The organism is Streptomyces luteolus (assembly GCF_029968015.1).
In the GTDB taxonomy this organism is placed as follows: Bacteria; Actinomycetota; Actinomycetes; order Streptomycetales; family Streptomycetaceae; genus Streptomyces; species Streptomyces luteolus.
The window spans coordinates 104,463-117,026 of the sequence record NZ_JASCIS010000007.1 but is presented as its reverse complement, the minus strand read 5'-3'; the positions used below and the strand labels follow the sequence as shown (position 1 = coordinate 117,026).

Genomic DNA, 12,564 nt, shown 5'->3' with positions numbered 1-12,564 from the left:
CCCCGCCCACGGCGTGCGCCCAGGCTCTCCGCGCGCTCCGCATCGGGCGCGCTCCAGCGCCGAGGGGCGCGCCCGCCATTCCTCCTCCGCTCCTTCGGCCCCGCCGGACCGCAGCGCGTGCTGCCGCGTCACGAACGGCGAGACGGTCCGTGTCGACGCCGAGTTCGTCCGCGCCCTCGATCAGGACCAAGGGCACTGTGGCCACCCGCAGCGTTGTCGTCAGCTGTCGACGCTCCGCGTCACCGCCTTCCTCCGCATGGCAGCCGCACGCGCCGGTGCGGCAGCCCACCTCCTCGCCGTAGGACAGGTGTGCCGCCCGGGCTACAGTGTGGCCCGCGGACATGCCGCTTACCGTGACGCTGCTCGGGAGACGACTATGGCGCGAGCGACGCTCGCTGATGTGGCTGCTCGTGCCGGAGTTTCACTCGCCACTGCATCACGCGTGCTCAACGGGAGCACCCGCGTGGTCGGAGCCGAGCTCCGCGACACCGTGATGACCGCCGCTGCCGAGCTGCGCTACGTACCCAACGCCCAGGCGCAGGCGCTGGCACGGTCGACCAACCCGACCGTGGGCCTGGTCCTGCACGACATCGCGGATCCGTACTTCAGCGCGATCGCCACCGGCGTCCTGCGGGTGGCGAAGGAACACGGATTGCTGGTGACGATAGCCAGCACGTTCCGGGACCCGGAACAGGAACTGGCCTACGTCCAGGCGCTGCACGAGCAGCGTGCCCAGGCCGTCATTCTCGCCGGCTCCGGCCAGCACGACCCGGCCTTCACCCGCCGTCTCGAGGACGCCGTGACCGCGTACCGCGACAGCGGCGGCCGGGTCGCCGCGGTCAGCCAGCACCGGCTGCGGGTGGACACCGTACGCCCGGAGAACGAGCAGGGCGCGTACGACATGACACGCCTGCTCGTCCAGCAGGGGCACCGGCGTTTCGCGGTCGTCTCCGGACCCGGCCACCTCCTCACCGTCCAGGAACGAGAGCAGGGAGTGCGGCGGGCGCTGGCCGAGGCCGATGTCGCGCTGACCGAACGGGACCTGCTCGACGGCGAGTTCACCCGCGACGGCGGATACAGGGCCGGGCAGGAGCTGGTCGGCCGGGTCGGCGACGTCACCGCGGTCTTCGTGCTCAGCGACATCATGGCCGTCGGTGTGATGTCCGCGTTCCGCGATCACGGGGTGAGCGTCCCCCGGGACATCTCCGTCGCCGGGTTCGACGACATCCCCACGGCGCGTGACCTGACACCGCCGCTCACCACGGTGCGACTCCCCCTCGAAGAGATGGGTGGGACGGTGATGCGGATGGTGCTCGACCCGAAACACCCGCGCCGCACCCGCAGCACACACTTCGCCGCCACGGTCGTCGTCCGCGACAGCACCCGCACCCTCCCCGACGTCGACGGGAAGCATCCCCAGCGCTCCTGACGACCGGTCAGCAGATGCATTCCGCCCGGCGCACGCCCCCGCTCAGTCGTTCATCGGCCACACCCCGTACCCGAACCCTTCCAGCTCGACCCCGCCCTCGCGCAGGACGGCGCCGCGATGCAGCACGGGTTCGGCGACACCGTGAACGGGCAGCGCCGCGAAGGCAGCCTCGGATCGCGGATTGACCGCCACCAGGAAGCGTTGCCCTTCGTGGCTGCGCAGGTAGACGAGCGGGTACCCCCCGTCACGGCCGGCAAGGACCTCGACCTGGCCGCGCGGGCCGAACGCCGGGTTGGTCCTGCGCAACGCGATCAGCCGACGGGTCAGGTGCAACAGCGAGCCCCGTTCGGCGAGTTGAGCCGCCACGGTCGGGCGTTGTGCATCCGGGTCCACCGGCAGGTAGAGGTCCTCGGGATCCCCGGCCGAGAAACCGGCGTTCGGCCCGTCGTCCCACTGCATCGGCGTACGTGACCCGGCCCGGTTGTACGTCTCACCCAGCGTGCTGCCCTCTTTGACCGGCAGGTCGGGCACGTACCGCATCCCGATCTCGTCGCCGTAGTAGATCGAGGGCACCGAGGGCCAGGTGAGCATGAAGACCATGGCGGGATCGAGCTGTGGCCCGCTGCGGGACCCGCAGGCAAGCCGTGGAAAGTCGTGGTTGGACGTCTGCAGGCAGACGTGTCCGATCCCGTCGATCGCGGGTGCGACCTTGTCCCACGCATCGAGGAACTCCGTGGCCGAACCGTTGCCCTGCTCGTCGAAATAGCAGGGACCTGCCTCCCATTCGGGTACTTGGACCCCGGCGGCGTTGTCGACGAGGGAGCGGTACGCGCGGCCCTTGAAGTGCAGGAAGAAATCCAGGTGGAAGCCGGCGGGGACGGCCGCGGCCGGTTCTCCCCACTCGGACACCAGCGCCGCGTCCGGGTAGCGGCGGTCCAGCCAGTCCCGCATCTCGCGCCACAGCTCACCGGTCCACGTGCCGTCCGTGTCGTCCTTGACCAGGGAGGAAGCCATGTCGACCCGGAAGCCGTCGGCGCCACGGTCGAGCCAGTACGCCATGACCTGCCGCAGGGCCTCGCGGTTGGCCCGCGGCCCGGGTGCCTTCGGCGGCTGCCGCCATGGCTCTGCGGGGTTCTCTCTGGCGTACCCGAAGTTCAAGGCGGGCTGCGAGACGAAGAAGTTGCGCAGATACGAGCCGTCGCGCTCGCCCGGTGAGGAGTGGAAGCCGTCCGGCTGTATCTCGCGGCTCGGTGTCCAGATGTAGCGATCGGCGTACTCGCCGTCGGTGCCGGCCGCCGACGCGGTGAACCAGGGATGCTGGTCGGACGTGTGGCCGGCGACCAGGTCGAGCAGCACGCGCATCCCGCGCCGGTGGGCGGCGTCGATGAGCGCGACCAGGTCGTCGTTGCCGCCGTACCGGGGCGCCACCTGCTGATAGTCCGCGACGTCGTAACCGGCGTCGAAGAACGGCGAGGTGAAGCAGGGATTGAGCCACAGCGCGGTCACACCGAGCCACTTGAGGTAGTCGAGCCGCTGGGTGATTCCCGCGAGGTCGCCGATGCCGTCACCGTTGCTGTCGGCGAAACTCTGCGGATAGATCTGGTACAGCACCGCGTCGGTGAGCCACTGGGGCGGCGGAGCCGGGCGCATAGTCATCTCCAGGTGTGTCCGGTCGGTCAGTTGTCGATGTGGAGGGTCGCGCGGCCGCTCGGCGGAACCTCGATCAGCACCGCTCCCGGCTGCGGCAGGTCCAGTTCGAGCACCACAGCACCGCTCTCGGAGGTCGCCTCCGCCTGGTGGGGCACCAGAGCGTCCGCGGCCCGCAGCTCCTCCCACTGCTCGTCGGTCGGCCAGTCGCCCACGCCGAGCCGCCCGGCGAGCACGGAGACGTCACCGTGTTCACGGTCCAGCCTGGTCACCGTGACAGCGGCGCCGCCGTCGGCACCGTCGAGCACCAGCCGGATCCGACGGTCCAGGCCGGCCCCGCCGCAGACCTTCGCCTGGTCAAGCGTGTGAGCCCAGACCAGGAACGCCAGCGAACCGTCGGCACGCCGGCTGGCCCAGCTGTCCACGAGCCCCCCTGCGCCGTCGCCGTCGGCAGCGACCGGGAGTTCGCGGTCCCCGAGACGGGACAGCAGACTCAGGGCGTGGTACCGGGCCTTGGCGATGCCGCCGACCGTGATCAGGCCGAAGCCGCCGTGCAGCAGCTTCGGTGGCCGGCCCAACTCCTCGAAGTGGTCGGATGCGACCCAGTACGAGAGCGCCTCCACGCGACCGGCGGCCGACCGCATGCCGTGCAGCAGGAACATCGCCGCGTAGGCGGAGTCGTTGACGGGGAGGAAGTGCCGGGGCGAGACACCCCACTCCGTCCACAGGATGTCCGCGTCCTCGCGGCCGTAGCGGGCCAGGGTCGGACCGAGGTCCAGGGGTGCGTTGCCGTAGGTGTGCGTGGAGACGAAGTCCAGCGGTGCATCCGATTCCGCGACATGGTCCAGGAGCTCGTCCACCCAGCCGGCGGCCGCCGACGAGGGTCCGCCGACCCGGAGCCGCTGGTCGACGTCCTTGACCGCGAAGGCCGTCACGTCGTAGAGATGCATCCACTCCTCTCGGGTGCCGGACCAGAACACCTCCAGGTTCGCCTCGTTCCACACCTCGAACATCCACGTGCGCACCTCGTCCAGGCCGTACCGGTCGACCAGGTGCTGCGTGAGCGCGCGTACGAGATCGCCCCACCGCTGCCAGTCCTTCGGCGGCGAGATGATCCCGGCGTACTCGAAGACCGTCCTGGCGGGATCGCGGGCCAGGTCGTGCGGCATGAAGCCGATCTCGACCACCGGTCGCAGCCCGATGGCGAGGATCGCGTCGTACACCGCGTCGACTCCGTCGAAGTCGTGGACCGGCCGGCCGTCCACCTCCCGGTAGACGCCGAGGTCGTCGTGGAGGATGGCGTGCGCGCGCACGGAGTCGACTCCGACCTCCTCGCTGACCCGTTGCAGTGCGGCGAGCAGTTCCGTGCCGATCGGCCTGCCGCCGGACGTGTCGGTGCACCGCAGTTGGCTCAGCCGTTCACTGCCGATCATCTGCGCCCACGGCTTGGCCAGTACGGCGCCGGCCGCGGCCGTGTCCACAGTCAGGGTGACGAGTGGCGTGACACCCCCCGGTGGGACCGAGGCCGCCTCGACCGCCGGGCCGAGCTTGCCTTGGGTGGTGACCTCCGGCACGGAGGCGACGGCGTAGAAGTACGTCCGGCCGGGCTCGCCGGTGGTGTCGACGTAGCAGCAGTCCGGTACCGCCAGGACGTCACCGCCGAGGTGGTCGACGGCCTTGAACGGCCCGTCCGATGTGTCCGCCCGGTGGACCAGGTACCCGACGGCCTGATCGACCGGCTCCCACCGCAGCGTCACATGGCCGACACCGGGATCGGCCACCAGACCGGTCGGCGGCGGCGGCAGCTGCGGCGGTTCGCTCCTGCGGCTGGTGTCGGAGCGGCGTGAGATCCGCGCCTCCCAGTCGGTACGGGCGTCCAGCTTCTGTTCGCTCATGGCACTTCCTCTTTCACGTGCTGACCCACCGCGGGCGGGGGGCAGGGACGGGCGGGCTCCGTCGCCGGGTCACAGCCCGGCGCGAGCCTGCAGGTGTGGTCGGTCGACGGCTGGTGGCGGGGCGCTACGCCAGGATCGACAAGCGCTCCTGGACGACGGGGAAGGCGAACTCCTCGCCACGGGCGTACTTCTCGAGCTCGTCGACGGCCAACTCGCCAAGGCGCCGCACCTCGTTGCCGAGCGAGCCGGCGATGTGCGGGGTGAGGACGACGTTGGGCAGGGTGAAGAGCGGCGAGTGAGACGGCAGGGGTTCGGGATCGGTGACGTCGAGCACCGCGCTGAGGCGTCCGGTCGCGAGCTCTTCGGTGAGCGCCTCGGTGTCGACCAGGGCGCCACGGGCGGTGTTGATCAGGGTGGCGCCGTCCCGCATCAGGGCGAGCCGCTCTGCGTTGATCAGGCGGTAGGTCTCCGGGACGTCCGGGGCATGGATGCTCACGACGTCGGACGAGCTGACCAGCTCGTCGAGACCGACCAGTCGCGCACCCAGTTCCTCCGCCTCGGCGGCGCTCAGAGTGGGGTCGGTGAGCAGCAGGTCCATGTCGTAGGAGCCGAGGAGTTCGAGCACCTTGCGTCCGACGTGCGAGGCGCCGACGACCCCGACCGTAATGCGGTAGTTGCCCAGGTCGGCATCCATGCCTGCCCAGAACTGCTCGCTGCCCTGGGCGCGGTAGGCCGCCTGCGCATGGAAGGCGCGCTTCCCGGCCAGTACGGCCATGGCGACGGTGTACTCCGCGACCGGCACCGCGTTGAGGGCCGCCGCGCTGGAGACGCGGATACCCCGCTGCCAACAGGCAGCGGTGGCAAGGTGCTTGACGGACCCGGCCGCGTGCACGATGGCCTTCAGCCTGGGCGCATCGGCCAGCACGGAGGCGTCGACGGAGGGAGCGCCCCAACAGGTCAGCAGGACCTCGGCCGACCGGAGGGCGGTGACCGCTTCCGGGGTGGAGAAGTCCCTGAGTACGAGGCCGAGATCGATCTCGGCCAGCTCGTCGAGGCGGCGCCGCAACGGCTCGTCGAAGAGCCTCGGCAGATGGACGGGGGACATGGCGAGAACGACCGACGGGCGGTGAGGTTCGGACATGGGCAGCACAGTAGCTCAGCTCGGTAAGCGCTTTCCAGGGGTTCGATGCCACCTCTCCGACGCGGTTCGACATCACCTCTCCGAAGCCCTCTCAGGGGTCGGCGCTCCCCTCCTCGGGCCCACGGAGGTTCACTCGTCGCCGCAGGCGGCCGCACCTGGTTGGTGGAGCGTCGGGACAGCTCGGGCAGGGGGTTGAGGAGCGCCTGCTCCTCAACCCCCTTGACGCAGGAACCCGCAGGAACCCGCCGGCAGCCGGCCCTCGCCCCGCGGTCAGCCGACCGGCACCTCGATGCGGACGACCTGACCGCACGCGGTCGGATCGTCCGGCCAACTGTGCAGCGTGCCACCGGGGTTCGCCGTGTCCCGCGGGTCGACGACCAGCGCCGCATCGCCCGTCCCGGTACGGCGCAGGAGGACCAGACCCGCCTCCGTACCGGCGAGTTCACAGGTGGACCAGGCGAGGGTGCCGCCCCCGTCGAGCCGCAGCTCCAGGGGGAGCATCCGGCCGGACCTCGCGGGCAGGTGGACAGAGGTGTCGCCCAGGAGCGGTTCGCCGTCGCGGCGCACGACCAGCGTCTGGTCGAACGGGCTGAGGTTCAGCAGGTGGAGCAGGCGCTGTCCTGCGGCATCCACCGTCGAGGTCACGACGGTGCCGGGTGCCGTCGCATCGTGCGTGTGGCGCGGCCGTACGCCGAGGCGCGCGAGCAGGGCGGTCCAGAAGTCCAGATGGCACGGGTAGTCGGCCGACAGCACCAGCACATGCCCCGTGCCGGGACGGACCTCGACGCCGACCGGTTCGCCGCTCGCGGCGTCGACCGCGAACACGTCGATGTCGGTGTCGCCGACGGCCGACAGGTGCTGCAGCGCTTCCGTGCGGACCTCCGCACGAGCCGGGGCCCATCCGGTCGCCCGAACGGACGGGAACGTATCGCGCGAGTGGTCGCTGCGCAGCCCCGCCCGCAGGCCGAGAGTGTCGGCGAGGATCGTGCAGGCGCTGCCGTCGATGTCTCGCTGCGGCAGGACTCCCGCCAGCAGGAGGCGGCCCCCTCGCAGCACCCAGGAGGCCAGCTTGCGCTGGACGTCCGCGGCGAGCGTCGTCGGACTGCCGAGCACGATCGCGCGATCGGTGTCCCACTCGGACTGAAGGTCGACGGCGGGAAAGGAGAACCCGCCGAGGAGCATGGCCCGGCCCGGGATGTCGCGTGACCCCGTCCCGCGGAACTGCTCCAGGTCGGCCACCACAGCGCGCCGTTCCTTGTCCTCGGGGTGGCAGTACTCGGTGAGGTAGTGGTCCGGTACGAAGGCGAGCGCGACGTCGTCGTACTCCTCGTCCATGTCGGCGAGCAGCGGGCCCGCGCCGCTGACGGCCGCGACGGTCTCCCGCAGTGCCGGATAGCTGGGATTCGGTTCGCCTTCCGGTCCGATCGGTGCGGTGAAGCCGTGGTACTCGCCGGTGAAGGCGATCCGGTCGTTGCCGTCGCCGACCGGCCGGTCAAGGGGTGGGTTGTGGCCGCCGGCGAACAGGTAGTAGTTGATCAGCCGGTTGCCCTGGGCCACGAAGAGGCGGGTCTTCAGCGCCAGCGCGGCCGGCGGCACCATGCGGCTGAGCTCCTCCCCGTAGTCACCCAGGCCCGCCTCGAACTCCACGGAGGTCAGCGGCTGGTCGTCGTCGTGGACGGCTGCCATGTAGGCGTTGCCGGTGTAGAGCTCCGCGACGTTCTCCACCGTCAGGTCACCGACATAGTGGTCCGAGCCCGACGTCATCTGCGGCTGGCCCCGGTAGCTGCGGTAGAGCTGGCTGATCCCGAGCGGGTAGGTGCGGCGGCGAGCCCGGCTCGGGCAGTGGATGTTGATCAGGAACGGGATGTCCTCGACTCCGTGCGACTCGGCCGTCTCGCGCAGGAAGGCGACGTACCGCGCGTAGCGGTCGCGCTGGTAGTCGGACATGTCGTGGTGCAGGGCGAGGGACCCGGGGCCGGACGGCGTGCGGACACCTGTGCGCCAGGCCACCGCGTCGGCGCGGTCCAGGCCGTAGCGGGCCACCGGGTCTTCGACGCCCAGGCTGTCGCGGGACCACGCGGCGAAGTCGTCCAGGACCACGTCCGTCAGGTCGGGGATGCCGGTGACGCACGCCAGCATGCCGATCTCGTTGTCGAGTTGGACCGCGGCGATCGGCCCGCCGCGTGTCACCAGGCGCGATGCGATCAGCGGCATGATCGCTCCGTACCACCGCTCCACCTCGGTCAGGAAGTCGGGCGCGAGGTAGTCCACGGAACGGGTCGGCACCGGCACGGAGTCCCAGCCGACCGGGTGTAGTGCCGGGTGCTCGTCGTGCACGCGATAGGGAATGCCCTCGTTCTTCATCTCGGCCATGACGAACGGGCCGGGCCGGGCGATCACCAGCAGCCCCCGCTCGGCTGCCAGGTCCAGGAATCCCGCCAGGTCCCGGTACTCGCTGGTCCGGCCGTCCAGGTCCACGGACCCGTCGGGCAGTTCGTGCACCAGCCACGGCATGTACGTGGCCACCGCGGTGCAGCCCGCCTCGGCCAGCCGGTCGAGGCGGTCCGCCCAGTCCTTGCGGTGCAGCCGGAAGTAGTGCACCTCCCCCGCGACCACCAGCTCGGGCTTTCCGTCCACCAAGAGCCTGCGCCTGCTCAGCCGGACACTGCGTACGTCAGTCATCGACTTGTCTCCACTGGTTGAAGCCTCGGGCGATGCCAAGGGTCTTGTCACCACTGCACTTCCTCACTTATGTTCCGGAAAGCGCTTTCCGACGCTACAGACGACGCTGTGGGCGGTCAACAGGCATGGGCGCACCGGAGCCTGTCGCCCCGTCAGCCCCGAACGCAAGGAGTCACCTGGATGCGACGTCATCACCTCCACCTGGGGGCCGCCATGGCGGTGGCGGTCACGCTCACCGCGGCAGGCTGTACCGGGACCTCCGGAACGGCCGGCAGCGGCCGCACGGCCGATGGGCTGATCGACTATCTCGACTACGGCGACTTCGGCGGCGGATCCGCTCCGCAGGCGAACTACAACCCGTACAACACCGCGACGGCCCTCGGTCCTACGCACTATGTCTTCGAGACCCTGGCGGTCTACAACACCACGACGTGCAAGGCACACCCCTGGCTGGCGGCGAAGTGGCAGTGGACCGATCCGAAGACACTCGTACTCGACATGCGTGAGGGTGTGAAGTGGAACGACGGTCGGCCCTTCTCCGCCAAGGACGTCGCCTTCAGCTACCAGCTGCTCAAGAAGCATCAGGCGCTGGACAGTTCAGGGGTCTGGCAGCACCTGTCCTCCGTCGAGGCGACGGACGCGGACACCGTGACGATGGATTTCGAGAAGCCGGGCCTGTCGGTCCTCGACCGGGTGCTCAAGGTACCGATCGTGCCGGAGCACATCTGGTCGAAGGTCAAGGACCCGGTGGCCTTCACGAACGCCAAGGACCCGGTCGGCACCGGACCGTTCGGCGTCAAGTCCTTCAACCCGCGTGAGCTCCGCATCGAGCGGAACCCCGACTACTGGCAGGCCGACAGGGTCCGGGTGAGGGAGATCCGCTTCCACAAGAACGACGGCGGCGGCACCGTGGACCAACTCAAGCTGAGCCGTGGCGAGTACGACAACAACGCGATCTTCGTTCCCGACATCAAGAAGTCCTTCGTCGATCGGGACCCGAAGCACAACCGCTACTGGTACCCGCCGGGCGGCTCGATCAGCGTCCAGATGAACCTCACCAAGGCACCCTTCGACGACCAGAAGTTCCGCAGGGCGCTGACCACGGCCTTCGACCGCGAGAAGGTCATCAACAAGGGGCAACTGGGCTATGTGCGGCAGGCCAGCCAGACCGGTCTGGTGGTGCCCGGCCAGGACAAGTGGCTCCCGGACGGGCTGAAGGACAAGGGGCGGATCGGGTACGACCGCTCAGCGGCCGCCGCGGCGTTGACCGCGGCCGGTTACCGCAAGGACAGTGAGGGACGCCGGCTCGGCAAGGACGGCAAGCCGCTCTCCTTCACCTTCATGGTGCCCAGCAACATGACCAGCTGGCTTCCCTCCGGCGAGATCGTCGTGGACGACCTCAAGGCCCTCGGCTTCGACGTCACGTTGGAGACGCCCACTCCGGAGGTGGGGAACAACGACCGCGACACCGGCCACTTCGACATGATGTTCGGCGCGCACGGCGGCACCTGCAACATGTTCCTCAACTTCTCCGACCCACTGAGCAGCAAGCAGACCGCGCCGATCGGCAAGCCGGCGCCGAGCAACTTCGTGCGCTGGAAGGACGGGGAGACGGACCGGCTGCTCGATGACCTCCAGTCGGCCCCCGATGTGGCGGCGCAGAAGAAGGCGATCGCCGGGCTCACGGAGGTGATGACGGAGAAGGTTCCCATGATCCCGCTCTGGTACGGCGCGAAGTGGTTCCAGTACCAGACCGACAAGGCGGTCGGCTGGCCGAACAACGAGAACCCGTACGCCGGACCGGGCGACCACATGCTCATCGTCACCCACCTCAAGCCGGCGGGAGGCTGATCCGTGCGGTACTTCCTGCGCCGCCTCGGCTTCTTCCTCGTCACTCTCTGGGCAGCGGTCACGCTCAACTTCCTGATCCCCCGGCTGCAGCCGGGGGATCCCGCCGAGGCCATCGTGTCCCGGCTCGCCGGACAGAGCCAGGCCGTCGACCCCGCCCAAGTGGAGGCGGTCCGGAAGATGCTCGGCACACCGGACGGCAATCTGCTCCAGCAGTACGGGGATTACCTGTCCGCCGTCGTGGCCGGCGATTTCGGCGTGTCCTACACGTACTTCCCGTACACCGTCACGCACATGATCGGGCAGGGCCTGCTGTGGACGGTGATCCTGGTCGGCGTCACCCAGGTGGTGTCGTTCGCCGTCGGCACCCTGCTCGGCGCGTGGGCGGCCTACCGGCGCAACAGCCGGGTGGACTCGGTCATCACCCTGGGTTCGACGTTCGTCGGCACCCTGCCGTTCTTCTGGCTCGCACTGCTGCTGATCTACGTCTTCGCGATCGGGCTCAAGTGGTTCCCGGAAGGCGGCGGTTACGGCGGCGGCAGCAATCCGGGCTGGAACTGGCTGTTCATCTCCGACGCCTTCCAGCACAGTGTGCTTCCCGCCATGGCGCTGCTGATCGTCGGCCCGATCGGCTCCATCATGGGAATGCGCAACAACATGGTGCAGACCCTGGGTGAGGACTACGCGCGGCTGGCCCGCGCGAAGGGTCTGAGCCGGCGGCGCATCGCGCTCACGTACGGCGCCCGCATCGCCATCCTGCCCAACGTGACCGGCTTCGCCATGGCCCTCGGCGGCCTTCTCGGGGGCACGCTGCTAGTGGAAACGATCTTCAACTATCCGGGCCTGGGCCGGATGATGCTGGAGGCCGTCTCCAGCCATGACTACCCGCTGATGCAGGCGCTGTTCCTGTACATCACCATCGGCACGCTGCTCGCGAACGTCCTCGCCGACATGCTGTACGGCGTCCTCGACCCGCGGGTCCGCAGGGAGGAGGCCGTATGACCATATTGCTGCCCACCAGTTCGGCCGGGGACACCGAGGGCACCGAGGTCCGCGTGATCGAGGCGGCCCGCATGTCCCGGGTGCCGGGCTGGCTCGTCATCCTGTGGCGCAACGGCAAGTGCCGGATCGGCCTGCTGATGCTGCTCGTGTTCGTACTGGTCGCGGTGACGGCGCCGCTGATCGCGCCGTACTCGCCGCGTGAAGACGCCTTCGCAGGGGCCCTCGGTCCCAGCGCGGACCACTGGCTGGGCACCACAGCCCGTGGCGAGGACGTGTTCTCCCAGCTCGTCCACGGCGCCCGGACCTCACTCGTGGTCGGGCTCGTCGCGGGCACCCTGTCCACCGCCATCGCACTGGCCGTCGGGCTGACCGCCGGCTACCTGCGCGGCATCGTCGACGAGGTGCTGTCGTTCTTCACCAACCTGGTCCTTGTGGTGCCGGTGCTGCCGCTTATGGTGACGCTCGCCGCATACGTTCCGGTGAAGGGCCTCGGCCTGATCGTCGTCGTCATCAGCATCACCGGCTGGGCCCATGGCGCGCGGATCAAGCGGTCCCAGATCATCACGCTGCGCACCCGCGACTACATTACGGCGGCCAAGTTCGCCGGCGACTCGACGGCCCGGATCATCGTCCGCGAGATCATGCCGAACATGACCTCGCTGATCGTGGTCGGCTTCATGGGCGCGTGCCTGGGAGCGATCGGCGGCGAGGCCGGGCTCGCGTTCCTCGGCCTCGGCGATCCGCAGACCGTCAGCTGGGGCACGATGCTGAACCAGGCCAACACGGGTGGGGCGATGCTCACCGGCCAGTGGGCCTGGCTGGTCGCACCGGGCGTGGCCTTCGCCTCCTTGATGACGGCACTGACGCTGGTCAACTTCGGGGTCGACGCGCTGAGCAACCCCCACCTGAGGGAGAACTGA

8 protein-coding genes are annotated in these 12,564 nt (G+C 69.5%); 4 read left to right on the top strand and 4 right to left on the bottom strand.

The features are described from left to right. Positions 1-376 precede the first annotated feature (376 nt). Positions 377-1,429 (top strand): LacI family DNA-binding transcriptional regulator, encoded by a 1,053-nt coding sequence (locus QIT00_RS09165; RefSeq protein ID WP_282534644.1) that lies wholly within the window; start codon positions 377-379, stop codon positions 1,427-1,429. Positions 1,430-1,471: 42 nt separating this feature from the next. Here the strand turns inward: QIT00_RS09165 and QIT00_RS09160 are convergent, their stop codons facing one another. From QIT00_RS09160 to QIT00_RS09145, 4 genes are all read right to left on the bottom strand, one after another. Next, positions 1,472-3,085 carry an alpha-amylase family glycosyl hydrolase gene (locus QIT00_RS09160; RefSeq protein ID WP_282534643.1) on the bottom strand — a complete coding sequence of 538 codons (1,614 nt, stop codon included), beginning with the start codon at positions 3,083-3,085 and terminating at the stop codon, positions 1,472-1,474. 20 nt (positions 3,086-3,105) lie between these two features. After that, positions 3,106-4,971 (bottom strand): GH39 family glycosyl hydrolase, encoded by a 1,866-nt coding sequence (locus tag QIT00_RS09155; RefSeq protein WP_282534642.1) that lies wholly within the window; start codon positions 4,969-4,971, stop codon positions 3,106-3,108. A 124-nt stretch (positions 4,972-5,095) separates the two neighbouring features. Next, complete coding sequence (locus QIT00_RS09150) at positions 5,096-6,112, bottom strand: hydroxyacid dehydrogenase (RefSeq protein WP_282534641.1); 1,017 nt, start codon at positions 6,110-6,112, stop codon at positions 5,096-5,098. A gap of 270 nt (positions 6,113-6,382) precedes the next feature. Continuing rightward, a complete protein-coding gene (locus tag QIT00_RS09145) occupies positions 6,383-8,794 on the bottom strand; it encodes a beta-galactosidase (RefSeq protein WP_282534640.1) in 2,412 nt (803 codons plus the stop codon). 180 nt (positions 8,795-8,974) lie between these two features. On the opposite strand from QIT00_RS09145, the gene QIT00_RS09140 reads away from it, so the two are divergent. The 3 genes from QIT00_RS09140 to QIT00_RS09130 are packed head-to-tail and all read left to right on the top strand — an operon-like array spanning position 8,975 to position 12,564. After that, entirely contained in the window at positions 8,975-10,645 is a 1,671-nt protein-coding gene (locus tag QIT00_RS09140; RefSeq protein WP_282534639.1) for an ABC transporter substrate-binding protein, read from the top strand. Positions 10,646-10,648: 3 nt separating this feature from the next. Further along, a complete protein-coding gene (locus tag QIT00_RS09135) occupies positions 10,649-11,644 on the top strand; it encodes an ABC transporter permease (protein WP_282534638.1) in 996 nt (331 codons plus the stop codon). Next, positions 11,641-12,564: an ABC transporter permease gene (locus QIT00_RS09130; protein WP_282534637.1), complete on the top strand. Its 924-nt coding sequence runs from the start codon at positions 11,641-11,643 to the stop codon at positions 12,562-12,564. Before QIT00_RS09135 ends, QIT00_RS09130 begins: the two co-directional genes overlap by 4 nt.